Annotated in this window: 16 protein-coding genes; 4 read left to right on the forward strand and 12 right to left on the reverse strand. The window is 58.9% G+C overall.

What is annotated here, in order from left to right; translation table 11 throughout:
• Positions 1 to 82 precede the first annotated feature (82 nt).
• Together KW839_RS03550 and KW839_RS03555 are read right to left on the reverse strand one after the other, a co-directional pair.
• Complete coding sequence (locus KW839_RS03550) at positions 83 to 814, reverse strand: carbonic anhydrase (RefSeq protein ID WP_060540343.1); 732 nt, start codon at positions 812 to 814, stop codon at positions 83 to 85.
• Positions 815 to 1,058: 244 nt separating this feature from the next.
• Positions 1,059 to 2,117, reverse strand: coding sequence for a PA0069 family radical SAM protein (locus KW839_RS03555; RefSeq protein ID WP_218423441.1), 1,059 nt, complete (start codon positions 2,115 to 2,117; stop codon positions 1,059 to 1,061).
• Positions 2,118 to 2,356: 239 nt separating this feature from the next.
• Between KW839_RS03555 and KW839_RS03560 the strand changes: the two genes are divergently transcribed.
• Together KW839_RS03560 and KW839_RS03565 are read left to right on the forward strand one after the other, a co-directional pair.
• Positions 2,357 to 2,656, forward strand: coding sequence for a hypothetical protein (locus tag KW839_RS03560; protein ID WP_218423442.1), 300 nt, complete (start codon positions 2,357 to 2,359; stop codon positions 2,654 to 2,656).
• A gap of 193 nt (positions 2,657 to 2,849) precedes the next feature.
• On the forward strand, positions 2,850 to 3,155 hold the full coding sequence (locus KW839_RS03565; RefSeq protein ID WP_060540340.1) for a hypothetical protein: 306 nt from the start codon (positions 2,850 to 2,852) through the stop codon (positions 3,153 to 3,155).
• 88 nt (positions 3,156 to 3,243) lie between these two features.
• On the opposite strand, the gene KW839_RS03570 is transcribed toward KW839_RS03565, so the two are convergent.
• Together KW839_RS03570 and prlC are read right to left on the reverse strand one after the other, a co-directional pair.
• On the reverse strand, positions 3,244 to 3,534 hold the full coding sequence (locus KW839_RS03570; protein ID WP_060540339.1) for a YheV family putative zinc ribbon protein: 291 nt from the start codon (positions 3,532 to 3,534) through the stop codon (positions 3,244 to 3,246).
• Positions 3,531 to 5,579: an oligopeptidase A gene (prlC, locus tag KW839_RS03575; protein ID WP_162237381.1), complete on the reverse strand. Its 2,049-nt coding sequence runs from the start codon at positions 5,577 to 5,579 to the stop codon at positions 3,531 to 3,533. The genes KW839_RS03570 and prlC overlap by 4 nt, the downstream gene beginning before the upstream one ends.
• A gap of 90 nt (positions 5,580 to 5,669) precedes the next feature.
• On the opposite strand from prlC, the gene KW839_RS03580 reads away from it, so the two are divergent.
• Together KW839_RS03580 and KW839_RS03585 are read left to right on the forward strand one after the other, a co-directional pair.
• Positions 5,670 to 6,215, forward strand: coding sequence for a gamma carbonic anhydrase family protein (locus tag KW839_RS03580; protein WP_218423443.1), 546 nt, complete (start codon positions 5,670 to 5,672; stop codon positions 6,213 to 6,215).
• Positions 6,216 to 6,243: 28 nt separating this feature from the next.
• Positions 6,244 to 6,894 carry an HAD family hydrolase gene (locus tag KW839_RS03585; protein WP_218423444.1) on the forward strand — a complete coding sequence of 217 codons (651 nt, stop codon included), beginning with the start codon at positions 6,244 to 6,246 and terminating at the stop codon, positions 6,892 to 6,894.
• 146 nt (positions 6,895 to 7,040) lie between these two features.
• Here the strand turns inward: KW839_RS03585 and KW839_RS03590 are convergent, their stop codons facing one another.
• The 8 genes from KW839_RS03590 to KW839_RS03625 all read right to left on the reverse strand — a co-directional run bounded on the left by KW839_RS03590 (position 7,041) and on the right by KW839_RS03625 (position 16,155).
• The gene (locus KW839_RS03590) at positions 7,041 to 7,667 is read right to left on the reverse strand and encodes an ABC-type transport auxiliary lipoprotein family protein (RefSeq protein ID WP_218423445.1); all 627 of its coding nucleotides are present in this window, start codon (positions 7,665 to 7,667) and stop codon (positions 7,041 to 7,043) included.
• The gene (locus tag KW839_RS03595) at positions 7,664 to 8,602 is read right to left on the reverse strand and encodes an MlaD family protein (protein ID WP_218423446.1); all 939 of its coding nucleotides are present in this window, start codon (positions 8,600 to 8,602) and stop codon (positions 7,664 to 7,666) included. Before KW839_RS03595 ends, KW839_RS03590 begins: the two co-directional genes overlap by 4 nt.
• Before the next feature lies 1 nt (position 8,603).
• A complete protein-coding gene (locus KW839_RS03600) occupies positions 8,604 to 9,407 on the reverse strand; it encodes an ABC transporter ATP-binding protein (RefSeq protein ID WP_218423447.1) in 804 nt (267 codons plus the stop codon).
• Positions 9,404 to 10,552: an ABC transporter permease gene (locus KW839_RS03605; RefSeq protein WP_060540325.1), complete on the reverse strand. Its 1,149-nt coding sequence runs from the start codon at positions 10,550 to 10,552 to the stop codon at positions 9,404 to 9,406. The genes KW839_RS03600 and KW839_RS03605 overlap by 4 nt, the downstream gene beginning before the upstream one ends.
• 54 nt (positions 10,553 to 10,606) lie before the next feature.
• Positions 10,607 to 11,635 (reverse strand): DUF5924 family protein, encoded by a 1,029-nt coding sequence (locus tag KW839_RS03610; protein ID WP_060540323.1) that lies wholly within the window; start codon positions 11,633 to 11,635, stop codon positions 10,607 to 10,609.
• Between the two features lie 232 nt (positions 11,636 to 11,867).
• A complete protein-coding gene (locus KW839_RS03615) occupies positions 11,868 to 13,244 on the reverse strand; it encodes a pitrilysin family protein (RefSeq protein WP_218423448.1) in 1,377 nt (458 codons plus the stop codon).
• Between the two features lie 113 nt (positions 13,245 to 13,357).
• Positions 13,358 to 15,016, reverse strand: a complete 1,659-nt coding sequence (locus KW839_RS03620; protein ID WP_060540319.1) for a Na/Pi cotransporter family protein — start codon at positions 15,014 to 15,016, stop codon at positions 13,358 to 13,360.
• Between the two features lie 371 nt (positions 15,017 to 15,387).
• Complete coding sequence (locus tag KW839_RS03625) at positions 15,388 to 16,155, reverse strand: TerC family protein (RefSeq protein WP_060540317.1); 768 nt, start codon at positions 16,153 to 16,155, stop codon at positions 15,388 to 15,390.
• Between the last annotated feature and the right edge of the window lie 18 nt (positions 16,156 to 16,173).

Genomic DNA, 16,173 nt, shown 5'->3' on the forward strand with positions numbered 1-16,173 from the left:
TCCCGAGCTTTTCTTCAGGCATGGCAAAGCCAAGCTGCCTGATCGGCAGCCTCGGCTGAACCACACCGGGATTTAGGAGTGTTTAGAAGCGCGCTTTGGGCGTTGCCACCGGAATCGGATGGCTGCCATCGAGCGGCAGGAAACAGCCTTGATCAGCATCGTAGGCTTTGATCTGGCTGGTCTCGATGTTGTAGACCCAACCGTGGATAAACAGCTGACCGTTGGCCATGCGCGAGGCCACCGATGGATGGGTGCGCAAATGCTGCAACTGGGCAATCACGTTTTCCTCGGTGAGGATGTGCATGCTTTCGCTTTCATTGGAGCAGTTGCAGTTTTCCTGCACCATGGTTTTTGCCACTTCGGCATGGCGCAACCAGGCTTTGACCGTCGGCATTTTTTCCAGGCTTTGCGGGTTGAGTACCGCGCGCATGGCGCCACAATCGGAGTGCCCGCAAATGATGATGTGATGCACGCCGAGGGCCAGCACCGCGTACTCGATGGCAGTGGAAACACCACCGTTCATTTGTCCGTAGGGCGGCACGACGTTACCGACGTTACGGGTTACGAAGAGGTCGCCGGGGGAGCTTTGGGTGATCAGTTCGGGAACGATGCGTGAATCGGCGCAGGCGATAAACATCGCTCGTGGCCGCTGGGCCGTGGCGAGTTTCTTGAAGAGTTCTTCCTGCTGGGGAAAGACCTCATGATGAAAATGCAAAAAGCCGTCAACGATATGCTGCAACGCTGCATCGGCGGTTTCGGCCTCGGGCTGGGCGGAAGCCGACGCAGCCAACGGCTGTTTATCCTTGTCACTCATGAATTCATCCTCATTTGACGGAGCCAGGGAATCTTCCCGTTTTGTCCGGCGTGAAGCCAGTGGCTGGTTAAAAAACATCCAGATCGAAAATGTCGACCGGTCAGTCACTCGATGAACAAGGTAGCCGCCGAATCTTAACTCAAACTGAATCAAGCGCTCTAGAACGTGTGTTCCAGGTCACAAAAAACGTGACCCGCCTAATGTCCGTGAGCGTTTACCAGTCTCAACCATAGGCCAATTGTCCTCAAATCAATGACATTTGGCGACCCGGCGGACAAAAGGCTTCGCAGTCCAGGTTAAAACCCTCCCGGTGATTGAGCCCTAACCGTTTGATGGTCTTGGCAAAGCGTTGCCCCAGCAGGTCGGCAAACGGACCTTCACCCCGCATACGGGCGCCAAAACGGCTGTCGTACAACTCGCCACCTCGACTCTGGCGAATCAGGCTCAACACATGCGCGGCGCGCTGCGGATAGTGGGCAGCCAACCATTCTTCGAACAGCGGCGCCACCTCCAGCGGCAGGCGCAACATCATATAGGCCGCGCTCTGCGCCCCAGCCGCATGGGCCTCGGTGAGCAAGCTTTCGAGTTCGCTGTCGTTGATCATCGGAATCATCGGTGAACACAGGACGCCGACCGGGATACCTGCTTCACGCATCACCCGGATGGCCCGCAATCGCGCCTTCGGCGCCGCAGCGCGGGGTTCGAGGATGCGTTTGAGTTCGTCGTCCAGGGTGGTCAGGCTGATCATCACCGCTACCAGCCGCTGCCGGGCAAGTTCGGCCAGCAGGTCCAGGTCGCGCAGAATCAGCGAGCCCTTGGTGACAATGGTCACCGGATGCCGGTAGCGCAGCAGCACTTCGAGGGTCTTGCGGGTGATCTGGTATTCGCGCTCGATCGGCTGGTAAGGGTCGGTGTTGGAGCCGAGGTTGATCGGCGCGCACTGATAGCCACGTTTGGACAACTGCTCCTCAAGGACGTCCGCTGCATTGGTTTTTGCGATCAGCCGGGTTTCGAAATCCAGCCCCGGTGACATGTCCCAATAGGCGTGGCTCGGTCTTGCGTAACAATAGATGCAACCGTGCTCGCAGCCACGATAGGGATTGATCGAGCGATCGAATGGCAGGTCCGGCGAGGTATTGCGGGTGATGATGGTTTTCGCGGTTTCAATGCGCACCTCGGTACCTTGGGTTACCGGCACTTCCTGATACCAGCCGTCATCCTCGCCCACCGAACGATTTGGCGCAAAACGGTTATGCGGGTTGGTGGCGGTGCCGCGACCGCGGGGTGGCAAGGGCGTGTTCATGATCAACTCTCCAAGCTGTATATGCATACAGTATAGGGGAATTGATTCACTGCCCAGTGCCGTTTGGCGCCTTGATCTTCATGACCACCTGAGTGCGCTTGGTTGAACAAACAATGAAGTGATGCGCGTAGCAGGGATCATCGAATGTCACACAAAAATAATGGAATAATAACTAAAACGCTCAGTATATTTTGTTCGCAGCAAATACAACTTCGAATTTACTTAAAAAGGATTTTGTAATGTCGTATTTCAATCGTCGTGGAATATTTCTTCAAAAACTGGGCCCCACCATTGTTGATCCGCGCGAGGTACTTGTTTCCATGCAGTTCGCGTTGAAAGAATCGGATCATGATGAACATGGAGCACCCACCGACAAGCTTTTGGATTCCAGTGTATTCATTGCGTCGTCTTACGATGGCGGCCAGACGTTCAAACTAAACAACGCCAGAGACGTGGATGGAGATGGCGACATCGATCATGCTGACAAAGAAAAATTACTGGCGCTGGCCAAGGCCTATGCGAGTATCGTTAACCCATAATGGATAACTGGCGCTCAAGCTGGAATATTGTTGCTGTCAACGGCCAGCGCCGTTCGGCACCTTTATGCTTATTATTTCAAGTGCGCGCAAGGCAACCAAGAGAAACAAACAAAGCCTGGCGACCACTCAGGAAATGCGACTAATATTTTTCTCGCTGCAACTTCAATTATTGATACTAAAAAGGAATTTATCTATGTCACTTTTGAATGATCATGGCATTTTTTTGCATAAACACGTACCAGGCTCTGTCAAGCCGAACGAAGTAATTGTTTCGATACGCTTTGCATCCAAAGAGGATGATGGAAGCGTAGCGCTGGACTCTAAGATCATGACTGCATCTTCTTATGATGGCGGTAAAACTTACAGCCTCAGTAAAACCGGTGGACTCGTCGATGGATACGCCAATGATGAAGAAAACGCACAACTTTTGGCCTTAGCGAAAGCCTATGCAGCAATAAAAAGTTTTGATCGAATCGTATTACCACCTATTGAGCTCTGATTGATAAAGACTGGCATGTAACCTCCAGTGACTCGCCTGGTCAATCCACGGCAGTCACTGGAGCTACAACAAAGAGATCGGCACCGAATCAGTGTTGCTCGTCAGGCTTTTTCTGCAGTTTCGGATTCGGAAAAAACTGTACCGCCTGCACGGTCTTGTCCGGCGCAGGCTTGAGTGCGCTGGTGTTGACCCGTGTACCCAACTCCTTGGGCACCGACAGCCCTTGTTCGTTGAGTGTGTCGGAGTAACCGCAGGCCACGCACTCACGGTGCGGGACCTGGTCCTCGTTCCACATCATCAACTTGTCCGGCTCGCTGCATGCCGGGCAGACCGCCCCGGCGATAAAGCGTTTTTTAGTAATCACAGGTCCCTCACTCATGCTGCCGCGCCCTCACTCAGGCCGCTATGGCGCAAGAGTGCGTCAATCGACGGCTCACGACCACGGAAGTCGACGAACAGCACCATTGGCTCCTGGGATCCGCCGCGCGCCAGGATCGCTTCCCGGAACGCGCGACCGGTTTCGGCATTCAGCACGCCTTCTTCCTCGAATTTCGAGAAGGCATCGGCCGAGAGAACTTCAGCCCATTTGTAGCTGTAGTAACCAGCCGCATAACCGCCGGCAAAAATGTGCGCAAAACTGTTGGGGAAACGGTTATAGGCTGGCGGACGCATGACCGAAACCTCGTCGCGCACGCCTTCGAGCACTTGCGCCACGCTGCGACCGTCACCATGGGTGGCATGCAGTTCGAAGTCGAACAGCGAGAACTCCAGTTGGCGGACCATCATCAGGCCGGACTGGAAGTTCTTCGCCGCGAGCATTTTTTCGAGCAGGTCCTGCGGCAGCGGTTCGCCGGTTTCATAGTGACCGGAGATCAATGCCAGGCCTTCCGGCTCCCAGCACCAGTTTTCCATGAACTGACTCGGCAGTTCGACCGCATCCCAAGCCACGCCGTTGATACCGGATACGCCAGCGTGCTCCACGCGGGTCAGCAAGTGATGCAAACCGTGACCGAATTCGTGGAACAGGGTGGTGACTTCATCATGGGTCAACAGCGCAGGCTTGCCGCTGTCAGCCGGAGTAAAGTTGCACACCAGGTTGGCCACCGGGCTTTGCAACACGTCGCCAGCAGTACGTCGACGGTCACGGGCACCGTCCATCCAGGCACCGCCGCGCTTGTTGGCGCGGGCATACAGGTCGAAGAAGAAGCGACCGACGTGCTGGCCGTTTTCCTTGATTTCAAACAGGCGCACGTCCGGGTGCCAGGTATCGAAACCTTTGAGTTCGGCGATCTCGATGCCGTACAGGCGCTGGACGATGGCGAACAGGCCGCCCAGCACCTTGTCGATCGGGAAGTAGGCGCGCAGGGTTTCCTGGGCCACGCTGTAGCGTTGTTCACGGAGTTTTTCGCCGTAGAAACCACTGTCCCAGCTCTGCAGGTCGGCGCAGCCTTGTTCAGCGGCGTAGGCCTTGAGCTGCTCAAGGTCCTGGGCAGCGAATGGCTTGCTGCGCTTGGCCAGGTCACGCAGGAAACCCAGCACCTGATCGCTGGACTCGGCCATCTTGGTGGCCAGGCTCAGCTCGGAGAAACTGGCGAAGCCCAACAGTCTGGCCAGCTCCTGGCGCAGGTCGAGGATCTCTTCCATGACCGGTCCGTTATCGTTCTGACCGGCGTTCGGGCCCTGATCCGACGCGCGGGTGCAGTAGGCCGCATAGACTTCTTCGCGCAGGGCGCGGTCCTGGGCGTAGGTCATCACCGCGTAGTAGCTCGGGAATTCCAGAGTAATCAGCCAGCCATCAAGGCCTTTAGCCTGAGCGGCGGCGGCCATTTGTGCCTTGGCCGAATCGGTCAGGCCGGCCAGCGCCGACTCGTCGGTGATGTGCTTGGTCCAGGCCTGGGTGGCGTCGAGCAGCTGGTTGGAAAAGCGACTGCCCAGCTCGGACAGTTTGCTCTGCACTTCGGCATAGCGTTTCTGCTCGGCTTCCGGCAGGTCGATACCCGACAGACGGAAGTCACGCAGGGAGTGTTCCAGAATAGTTTTCTGCGCCACGTCAAAGCCGGCCGCTTCCGGGCTGTTGGCCAAGGCCTCGAAGGCCTGGAACAGTTCGCGGTTCTGGCCCAATTCAGTGGAATAGGCGCTCAGGGCAGGCAGACAAGCCTCGTAGGCTTCGCGCAGTTCGGCGCTGTTGCACACGGCATTCAGGTGGCTGACCGGGCTCCAGGCTGCGCCGAGACGATCATTGAGTTCGTCCATCGCCAGCACCAGACCGGCCCAGGTCGGTTGTGTGCCCTGGGTCTTGAGGATCTCGACGATGGCGGCACGGTTGTCAGCCAGTATCTGTTCAATGGCCGGTTGTACGTGTTCGGCACGGATTGTGGAGAACGGCGGCAGGTCGTACGGCTGTAAAAGAGGGTTCACGCTCACGGTTTGACACCTTGGCTGGAAGAAACATGCAGCCATCTTAATTACAATCGACACTCACCGCAGCTATCAGCGACAGAGAGAGAACCTATCGTGTCCCTTCGCAAGTATCAGAACCATACGCCGCTGCTCGACAAAGGCGCTTTTGTCGACGGCTCGGCGGTAGTGATCGGCGACGTTGAAATCGGCCCGGACAGTTCCGTCTGGCCGTTGACGGTGATCCGTGGCGACATGCACCGCATCCGTATCGGTGCGCGCACCAGCGTGCAAGACGGCTGCGTGCTGCACATCACCCACGCCGGCCCGTTCAACCCCGATGGTTTTGCGCTGCTGATCGGCGATGACGTGACCATCGCCCACAAAGTCATGCTGCATGGCTGCTCGGTAGGCAGCCGGGTGCTGATCGGCATGGGCAGCATCGTCATGGACGGTGCCGTGATCGACGATGACGTGATCATTGGTGCCGGCAGCCTGGTGCCACCGGGCAAGCATCTGCAAAGCGGTTTCCTGTACGTCGGCAGTCCGGTGAAGCAGATCCGCCCTCTGACCGACAAGGAGCGTGCCTTTTTCACCTACAGCGCGGCGAACTACGTGAAGCTCAAGGACCTGCATCTGGCCGAAGGCTACGATCAGCTGTAAACCGTCATGCTATAGCCCAGGAAATTTCATGCATTACCAGACCGTTTTGTTCGACCTTGATGGCACCCTGACCGACCCGCGCGAGGGCATCACCCGATCGATCCAGTTCGCCTTGAGCAAACTGGGCATCGATGAGCCCGACCTGAGCAAGCTCGAGCACTTCATCGGCCCGCCGCTGCTCCAGGCGTTCATGCAGTTCTACGACTTCGACGAGGCCAAGGCCTGGGAGGCGGTGAATTTCTACCGCGAACGTTTCAAGATCACCGGCCTGTACGAAAACCGCGTGTTCGACGGCGTCACGCCACTGCTGGAAACCCTCGGCGGACAAGGACGACAGCTGTACATCGCCACGTCGAAACCCTGGGTGTTCGCCCGGGAAATCGCCCGGCACTTCGACTTCGCCAAACACTTCAAGGTGATTTACGGCAGCGAACTGGACGGTACCCGAACCAACAAGGTCGAGTTGATCGCCCATCTGGTGGCTGAAGAGAAACTGGACCCGGCCACCACCTTGATGATCGGCGACCGCAAGCACGACCTGATCGGCGCACGCAGCAATGGGCTGGACGCGGCAGCGGTGGGTTACGGGTTTGGCAGTTACGAAGAGCTGAGTGCCGAAGCGCCGGCGTATCACTTTGAAACGCTGGAGCAGATGCATCAGGCGTTCTTGCAGCGTTAATTGAATCAACTCGATCAAAATGTGGGAGCGGGCTTGCTCGCGAAGGCGGTGTGTCAGTCACCATTGATGTCGAGTGACACACTGCCTTCGCGAGCAAGCCCGCTCCCACTTTGAGCCCCGGTTGGCTGCAAGGAATCTGATCGGACTCAAGGCCGTGGCGACGGCGCTAGCCTCTGCCCCTGCTCAACCGCCCAATTCACCACCTGCACCGTCAACTGGTCATTCGCCCGGCCAAACCCGGCGACCACCGCCGGCACCTGCACATCGCTCAACGGCTGGCGCACTTCAAAGCGCCGGCTCGCGAGGATGCGCTGGTCATAACTGCGCACCAACAACGCATCCAGGCGCACGACAACGCTCGCACTGGCGCCTTGGTATTCAGTCTGGAACGCCTGCAGCGTGCCGCCCAGCTCCAGGTCGGTCTGGAAAAGACTGTCATCGGTACTCAACAGCGACACCCGACCGTCACGCTGAAAGCCGTCCAGCAGTCGATTGCGCAGCAACACCGGTGCCGGGTCGCTCCAGCGCGCACCTTTGTAGCTGCTGATCACATCGCCCAGGGGAACCACCGCAATGTTCGGGCTGTTCAACGCCTCGCTGGTTTGCAGTTTGGTCAGGCGCAACGACCAGTGCTGCGCTGTGCCACGGCTGGCAGGCCCAGCGCTTTGGGCCGAAGGCAGGCGATAGACATCGAAAGGTTCCGGCTTGGGCAAGATCGAGCACGCACTGATCAGCGTGAAGCCGGCGAGCAGGGCAGTACGAATCAGCTTCATGGGGTGAACTCCTTGTTCTTGTCGCTGCCCAGCAGGTAACCGCTGGGGTTGGCCTCCAGGCGTTGAGAAATGGCCCGCAACGAAGTCAGGGTTTCGCGCAGCTCCCGCACCGCCGGGGCCAGGCCATTGAGGCCTTGCATACCGTTGTTCAGCGAATCCTGATTGCTCACCAGCAACGTGTTGATGGTGGCAGTGCTCTGTTCCAGGGATTTCATCGCCTGCTCGGCACTGCCCAGTGCCTGCTTGCCATGATCGTTGAGCAGGCCGTTGGCATTGCGCATCAACGCCGTGGTCTGCTCCAGCATGTTATTGGCCTGCTTGCCGACCGAGGCCAACTGCTGCATGGCCTGACGGATATCGTCACGCTGCTCGGCAATGGTCCCGGTGGTCTGTTCCAGATGCTCCAGGATCTTGCTGATGCGCTCGATGTTTGCCGTTGAAAACATCGAGTTCGCGTTTTGCATCAGCGCGTTCACCCCGGCCATCAGGTCGTTGCTGTCATTGAGCAGTCGGGCGATGGGCGAGGGCGCAGCAATGATGGTCGGTAGATTGCCATCCTTGCCCTTGAGCGTCGGGCTCTGGGGTGTACCGCCGCTGAGCTGGATGATCGAGGTGCCGGTGACACCGGTCAGCGCCAGTTTGGCCTCGGTGTCTTCCTTGACCGGGGTTTCACCGCCCAGGCGAATCCGCGCCAGCACCCGGCGCGGGTCTTTCGGATCGAGGCGTAGCGACACCACATCGCCGACCTTGATCCCGCTGTACTGCACGGAACTGCCCTTGGACAAACCACTGACCGCCTCGTTGAACACCACCTCGTAATCCTTGAACTCGGTGTCGACGCTGGACTTGGCCAGCCAGAGACCGAACAACAGCGCGGCCGTCACCACAATGACGGTGAACAGGCCGATCAACACATGATGGGCTCGGGTTTCCATGTCAGACCTCGTTGAGCTGTTGGGCGGCTGTCAGCGCCGCGCGGCCGCGGGGGCCGTGGAAGTATTCGTGAATCCATGGGTCGTCGGTTTCCGAAACCTTGTCGATCGCGTCCGCCACCAGCACTTTTTTCTGCGCCAGAACCGCAACCCGGTCGGTGATGGTGTAGAGCGTGTCGAGGTCGTGGGTCACCAGAAAAACACTCAGGCCCAAGGCGTCACGCAGGGTCAGAATCAATTGATCAAACGCGGCAGCGCCAATCGGATCGAGACCGGCGGTGGGCTCGTCGAGAAACAGTATGTCCGGGTCCAGGGACAGCGCCCGGGCCAGCGCGGCGCGCTTGATCATGCCACCGGACAGTGACGCTGGGTATTTGTCTGCCGCCGACAACGGCAACCCGGCCAAGGCCATTTTCACCGCCGCCAGGTGTTCGGCGTCGTTGCGGCTCAGGCCGGCGTGCTCGATCAGCGGTAGGGCGACATTCTCGGTCACCGTCAGCGACGAGAACAGCGCACCTTTCTGGAACAGCACGCCAAAGCGCCGTTCAATCAGTGAGCGCTCGTGCTCGGCCAGGGTCGGCAGGTTTTGGCCGAAAACCTTCACCACGCCTTCGCTCGGTTGGCGCAGCCCGATAATGCTGCGCAGCAATACCGACTTGCCACTGCCAGAACCACCGACCACGGCAAGGATTTCGCCTTTATACAAATCCAGGTCAAGGTTCTCGTGCACGCTCTGGCGACCGAAGCGATTGCACAGGCCACGCACCTCTATCACCGCCTCGGCGGGCGCCCTGGGTAAACGACTCACCAGCCCATCTCCATGAAAAACAGCGCGGCCACCGCGTCGAGCACGATCACTACAAAAATCGACTGCACCACACTGGACGTAGTATGAGCGCCGACAGACTCGGCACTGCCGCTGACCTTGAAGCCTTCGAGGCAACCGATCGCGGCGATCAGGAAAGCGAAAATCGGTGCTTTGACGATGCCCACCAGAAAATGCTGAACGCCGATGTCCGATTGCAGCAGCGACAGGAACATCGCCGGCGAGATATCCAGCGACACCGCACAGACCACGGCACCGCCGATAATCCCCGACAGCATCGCCAGGAAGGTCAGCATCGGCAATGCGATCAACAGGGCAAGGACCCGTGGCACTACCAACAGCTCCATGGGGTCGAGGCCCAGGGTGCGAATGGCATCGATTTCTTCATTGGCCTTCATCGAGCCGATCTGCGCGGTGAACGCGCTGGCCGTGCGCCCGGCCATCAGGATCGCGGTCAGCAACACACCGAACTCACGCAGGAAGGCAAACCCGACCAGATCCACAGTGAAGACACTGGCGCCGAAAGTGGCCAGCACCGTCGCCCCGAGAAACGCCACCACCGCGCCCACCAGAAAGGTCAGCAGAGCGACGATGGGGGCGGCATCAAGGCCAGTCTGTTCGATGTGCGCCACCATTGGCGTGATGCGCCAGCGCTTTGGGCGGAAAATGCCACGGGCGATGGTTTCCAGGATCAGCCCGACAAAGCCCAGCAATTGCAGGGTATCCTGCCAGACGGTGTCCACCGCCCGGCCAATACGGGTCAGCAGTTGAATGCTGACGCTGACCTCCGGCTCTTTGATCGGCACACAGAAATCGGTCAAAGAGCGGTAGACCGTTTGCAGCAAGGCGCGATCGGCGGCGCTGATGGTGCAGTCGGGGTGCTCGGCGGACTGGCCGAGACGTTCAGAGCCCAGCAGCTCGACCAATAACGACGCACCGGCGGTGTCGAGTGCGCCGAGGCCATTGAGGTCGATGGCGGTATCAGCGTCGTACTGACCGAGGAGCGTTTCACTCAGTAGCTTGAGGTCGGCGTAGTGGGCAAGCGTCCAGTCGCCCGTCACCCGCAACTGCGCGGGGGTCAGCGAAGTATCTAATTGGGCATTGCCGGCCATCGCGCTGCTGATCATAAGCTCCGTGCTTGTCTGCTGGTTACGCAATCCTTCGTAATAGCACGAACCGGATTACTTTTCTTGAACCGCTGTGCTGTCCCTGACGACGAAGCGCAGCACCCCGATGAGCTGTCCGTCTTCGGTCAGCACCCGGACTTGCCACTTGCCAGCCGGATTGCCGGGGAAATTCTGTTTATGGGTCCAGGCGCGATAGCCTTCCTTGCGGCCGCCGTGAATATCCAGCGGGATGCGGTCGACCTCTTTGCCGTTGAACTGCCAGACGTGATAAATCCGCTCGTCCAGACCCCGCGGGGCGTTGATCGCCGTATAGGCATAGAGGCCGCCACCGCGAATCTGCTCGGTGCTGACCTCGTCGAGGCTGGCACCCGGAGTGCGGTCCTGCATTTGCGTGCTGATGGCCACATCGGTCATCCACAGTGTCGCGGGCGGTACCCATGAGCGCAGTTCCCAGCCGACCGCGCCGATTCCCAAGGTGATGCTCAGGATTGCCAGCGCGTTGCGCAGGGTGCGGATCGGGAAGATCGATGCCAGGCTCGGGAACGACAGCAGCACCGCAATGCCCAGCGCCCACTTGAAGCTCTGCGAAGTGGTGAGGTGCATGATCACCGGCAGTGCCGTGAGCAGGGCCGCGAACAGCGTCAGGGTATGCAACGCCAGAAACGCCCAGCGCCGTGGCGCCAGCCATTTGTAGTAGAGCGGATCGACGATGGATATCAGCGCCGCGATGCTCAGTAGCCCGGTGAAAAACAACTGGCCGCTGTTCCAGGTCGTGGTGATGAAAAAGAACGGCAGGACGAAGAAAAGGCTTTCCTGGTGAATCATCTGCGTCGCGTAACGCAACAAAGGTTGCGGAATCTCGCGCTTGAAAATGCGCGCGAACAGCTTGGTCAGACTGTTTTCCAGCATCAGCCAGATCCAGCTGATCAGCATGATGGTGGTGATCCAGCTCGCCAGGCCTTGCTGACGATCAACCAGGATGAAACTGCCCACCCCGGAGATAAAACCACCAGCCGCGATGACCCCGGGATAGCGCTTGATCAATTCAAGGATGCGCTGAACGAAAAGGGTCAGGTTCGGCATTCGGGCTTTTCACAGTAGTAGTAGGAAAAATCCTCGACAGGGTACCGCTGGGACGGCGGTGTGGCGAGGGGGCTCGTCGGAACGCCGCACCGCCGTTCGGCTGCCAAGCAGTCGTAGAGCGATTATCTGAATTGACCGTGATCGTTAATTTGGGGCCGCTTCGCGACCCAACGGGGCGGTGCCGCGGTCCGCCAAGCCCCCTCGCCACAAAAGCCTGTGCCACAGCGCGTGGTTAATTTCTGCGGCTGATGCGCCACCCCAACAACCCAAGCACGATCAACCCCATGATCCCGGCAATCCCCCACACCAATTGGTCGTCACTCACCAATGGCTTTTCGATCCGCAGATAACCAGGCTGCAGAAGCAACTCGCGCATGGCCTTGTTCGCCTCTTCCAGAGACACCGCTTGCAGCTCCCGGGCCGGATTGACGAAGCGGCCATCCTCGTAATCGCCAATGGCGCTCCAGTAGTAATCGGCCAGTGCACTGTTACCTTGCACGGCCCAGGCCTGGCGGGCGATGGCAGCCTGTTTGAGGCGGTTGAAGGTGTCGGCATTGAGGCCGTCCTTGAGCAACCCGGCCTTCAACTCTTCCAGCACCTGCTCAGCTTCGGCAACATCGCCGCGCTCGAGGTCGGCATTGAGGCTCATGAAACCTACACCGCCGAACACCTCGCGCTCCGCCCACGGGCCATAGGACAAACTGTGGGCCAGTCGCAGCTGGCGATACAACGCCCAGTCCAGATAGTCCTTGAGCAGGTCGAAGGTTTGGTCGTGCTGGTCCTCCAGCACCGGCTCTGGCACCAGCCAGTGCAGCTTGGCCCCGTCGCCGACAAAACCGCGGATCAGGCTGCGCTCATGGGCGGCACTGGCCTGAATTTGCGGCAGCGGTGGATGTTCGCTGGGGTTGATCGCTTCAAGCGCGCCATACGCCCGCTCCAGATAGGCCGGCAGCAACTTGTCCAGGTCACCGACCACGATCAGGGTCATGTTGTTCGGCGCATACCAGCCGTTGCGCACGCGCTCCAGTTGTTCGCGGGTCAGACTGTCGACTTGCGCCCGCTCGGGGCATTTGAGGCCTAATTCCACCGCCAGTTGACTGCTGGCGGTGTGGCCCAGGTCCTGGCGATCCAGCCAGCGTTGCAGATGTGAGTAATGCCCGCCATCTTCGCGCTCGACCACTTGCTTGGCAGCGTTGATGGCATTGTCGTCGAACCGGGTCTGGGTCAGCAGCGCCAGCAGCAGGTCGAGCACCTTGCGCTGGTTTTTCGCCGGGGCCTCGATGACGAACGTGGTATCGGCGTTGCTGGTGAACGCATTCCACTCACCCCCCAAGGCCTGCATGCGCTCCTCCAGGCCGCCTTCGCCACTGGCGTCGATACCGCTGAACAGCAAGTGTTCGAGCAGATGCGGCAGTTCTTTTTCTTCGCAGCTGAAATCATCCAGGCCAACCCCGATCACCAGGCGAATCGCCACATGCCCGCGCTCGGTGCCGGGCTTGAGCAGCAACTGCAAACCGTTGCGCAGCGTATAACCCTCGACCTGGAAACGATCCAGGGCAAGCGTGGGGAATGAGCCAAGCAACAGGCAGGCGAGTAGCAGACAACGCATAAAAAGCTTCCAGGCGGCTGATTGGAGATCCGTGTCGTCAGTCATGCCGACTTGCCCGCGAAAGCGGCCTCAAGACTGAATCAATACTACTGACTGATCACCATGCCATACGTTCAAGGTGAATGTGTGGTGTCAGCCAAATCGTCGACCACCAGAGCACCTGTGTCGGAAGTTTCCAGCACCACATAGGCACTGCTGCAAAACAGCGAGTTCAAACGTTTCATGTCGGCGATCAGCTCCAGGTGCAACGAACTGGTTTCGATACTCTGCACGATCTTACGTTGTAGCCGGCTGACATGTGCATGGGCCAGGCGGCGTTCCTGTGCACGAAAACGACGTTTCTCACGCACCAGTTGCCGGGCGCTTTCCGGGTCGGCACTGAGAAACACCGACATCCCCAGGCGCAGGTTGGAAATCAACTGACTGTGAAGCCCGGCCAGTTCATCCAGCCCCACGTCGGAAAATGACCGACGCTGTGAGGTTTTCTGCTGCTGCACTTTGCGCAGCATGCGTTCGATGAGGTCGCTGGCAAGTTTCAGGTTGATCGCCAACTCGATGATTTCCGCCCATCGCCGGCTGTCCTGATCGCTGAGATCCTCGCGGGGCATCTGCGCCAGATACAGCTTGATCGCGCTGTACAGGGCTTCCACATCATCGGTCAGGCGGCGCATTTCCTGAGTCACCGCGGTATGTTGGCCGCGTAATACGTCGAGCATGGCTTCAAGCATGCTGTCGATCAGATCGCCTATGCGCAGGGTTTCCCGGGCTGCGTTGGCCAGCGCCAGGCCGGGGGTGGCCAATGCTGTGAGGTCCAGATGCCGGGGTTTGGCTGTACCGTTGGCTTGCAGGCGTTCGGGCAGTACCCAGGCACAAAAACGCGCCATCGGCCCGACGCTCGGCAGCAATATCAGGCAGCGCGTGGTGTTGTAGAGCAGGTGGAAGCTGATGACCATCTCCTGCGGGCTGAAATCCAGGCTGTCTAGCCAGTGCACCAACGGGTCGAGCACCGGAATCATCAGCATCAGGCCGATCAGTTTGTACAACAGGCTGCCCAACGCCACCTGCCGTCCGGCGGCGTTCTGCATACTGGTGCTGAGGAACGCAAGAATGCCGCTGCCGATATTGGCGCCGATGACCAGGCCGATGGCCACCGGCAGGCTGATCACATTGGCGCCGGCCAGGGTTGCCGTGAGCAGCACAGCCGCCAGGCTGGAGTAGGAAATCATCGCGAACAGCGCGCCAATCAAGGCGTCCAGGAGAATGTCGCCGGTCAGCGAGGCGAATATCACCTTGACCCCTTGGGCGTGGGTGATCGGCGCCGCCGCCTCGACAATCAGTTGCAACGCCAGAATGATCAGCCCCAGTCCGATAGCGACGCGGCCCATCTGCCCCACCCTTGTCTGCTTGCGCGACAGGAAGAAGATCACCCCGATAAAGATCAGCAGCGGCGACAACCACGACAAATCGAGGGTCAGCACTCGCGCCATCAGCGCCGTACCGACATCGGCACCGAGCATGGTCGACAGCGCCGGGGTCAGCGCCATCAGGCCCTGGCCGACAAAGGAAGTGACGAGCATGGCGGTGGCGTTGCTGCTCTGGACCATGGCCGTCACGACGATCCCGGCGACGAAAGCCAGCCCGCGCTTAGACATGTTCCGGCCGATGACATGGCGCAGATTGGAGCCGTAGACCCGCAGGATGCCGGTACGGACGATGTGCGTGCCCCAGATCAGCAGGGCCACGGCGGAGAGCAAATTGAGCAGGGTGAGCATACAGACCCCCTGTGGTGCAGCGCTCCAAAGGAGCAAGTTGACGGTGCCGCGCGACGTTCTACGTTCTGATACTTAAGCTGTAGTTGGCTAACGGTCTGAGCGCCAGCATCGCATAGCTAAAGAAGTGATTGAAACAAAACTGTCATGAACACAAATTCAGACAATCCCACAAAAACAATGTGGGAGCGGGCTTTTGTGGCGAGGGGGCTTGCCCCCGTTCGGCTGCGAAGCAGTCGCAAAACCATTGCACTGGGAAGTACTTGGTACTGCGCGATAATGGGTTTTGGGGCCGCTGCGCGACCCAACGGGGGCAAGCCCCCTCACCACAAAGGCTTGCTCCCACAGGTTTTTGCGTTGTCACTACATCCGGGTTACTGGCCCGGAATGTCCTTGCGCAGCTTCACCGGATCCTGCTGCTTGCGCTTCTTCGCAATAGCAGTGCGCATCTTGATATTGATCGCTTCCACCGCCAGCGAGAAGGCCATGGCGAAGTAGACGTAGCCTTTTGGTACGTGCACGTCCAGGGATTCGGCAATCAGCACGGTACCGACGATCAACAGGAACGACAGCGCCAGCATCTTCAGCGACGGGTGCTTGTCGATGAATTCGCTGATTTTGCCCGAGGCCAGCATCATCACCAGCACTGCAACGATGATCGCCGCAACCATGACCGGTACGTGGGAGACCATGCCGACAGCGGTAATTACCGAGTCCAGCGAGAACACAATGTCGATGATCGCGATCTGGATGATGGTGTAGATGAAACTGCCGCCAGCGCCCTTGGGTTCCTCGTTGGTTTCGTCTTCGCCTTCCAGCGCGTGGTACATCTCTTGCGAGCTCTTCCACAGCAGGAACAGACCACCGAAGAACAGGATCAGATCGCGCCCGGAAATGCCTTGGCCAAACACTTCGAACAGATCGGTGGTGAGACGCATGACCCAGGTGATCGACAGCAGCAACAGGATTCGCGTGATCATGGCCAGTGCCAGACCGAAAATCCGGGTGCGCGCCTGCAAGTGCTTGGGCATGCGGCTGACCAGGATCGAGATCATGATGATGTTATCGATGCCCAGGACGATTTCCAGAGCGGTCAGGGTAAAGAAGGCAACCCAGATTTCAGGGTTGGTCAGCCATTCCATGTGTATTCCTTTGAGGAT

Source organism: Pseudomonas sp. PDM31 (assembly GCF_019218965.1).
Classification (GTDB): Bacteria; Pseudomonadota; Gammaproteobacteria; order Pseudomonadales; family Pseudomonadaceae; genus Aquipseudomonas.

Excerpts from the sequence above, each read along its gene's own strand:
- KW839_RS03620 (WP_060540319.1), bottom strand. The coding sequence starts at position 15,016 with ATGCTCACCCTGCTCAATTTGCTCTCCGCCGTGGCCCTGCTGATCTGG.
- KW839_RS03615 (WP_218423448.1), bottom strand. The coding sequence starts at position 13,244 with ATGCGTTGTCTGCTACTCGCCTGCCTGTTGCTTGGCTCATTCCCCACG.
- KW839_RS03550 (WP_060540343.1), bottom strand. The coding sequence starts at position 814 with ATGAGTGACAAGGATAAACAGCCGTTGGCTGCGTCGGCTTCCGCCCAG.
- KW839_RS03570 (WP_060540339.1), bottom strand. The coding sequence starts at position 3,534 with ATGAGTGAGGGACCTGTGATTACTAAAAAACGCTTTATCGCCGGGGCG.
- KW839_RS03560 (WP_218423442.1), top strand. The coding sequence starts at position 2,357 with ATGTCGTATTTCAATCGTCGTGGAATATTTCTTCAAAAACTGGGCCCC.
- KW839_RS03565 (WP_060540340.1), top strand. The coding sequence starts at position 2,850 with ATGTCACTTTTGAATGATCATGGCATTTTTTTGCATAAACACGTACCA.
- KW839_RS03590 (WP_218423445.1), bottom strand. The coding sequence starts at position 7,667 with ATGAAGCTGATTCGTACTGCCCTGCTCGCCGGCTTCACGCTGATCAGT.
- KW839_RS03555 (WP_218423441.1), bottom strand. The coding sequence starts at position 2,117 with ATGAACACGCCCTTGCCACCCCGCGGTCGCGGCACCGCCACCAACCCG.
- KW839_RS03605 (WP_060540325.1), bottom strand. The coding sequence starts at position 10,552 with ATGATCAGCAGCGCGATGGCCGGCAATGCCCAATTAGATACTTCGCTG.
- KW839_RS03585 (WP_218423444.1), top strand. The coding sequence starts at position 6,244 with ATGCATTACCAGACCGTTTTGTTCGACCTTGATGGCACCCTGACCGAC.
- KW839_RS03610 (WP_060540323.1), bottom strand. The coding sequence starts at position 11,635 with ATGCCGAACCTGACCCTTTTCGTTCAGCGCATCCTTGAATTGATCAAG.
- KW839_RS03595 (WP_218423446.1), bottom strand. The coding sequence starts at position 8,602 with ATGGAAACCCGAGCCCATCATGTGTTGATCGGCCTGTTCACCGTCATT.
- KW839_RS03625 (WP_060540317.1), bottom strand. The coding sequence starts at position 16,155 with ATGGAATGGCTGACCAACCCTGAAATCTGGGTTGCCTTCTTTACCCTG.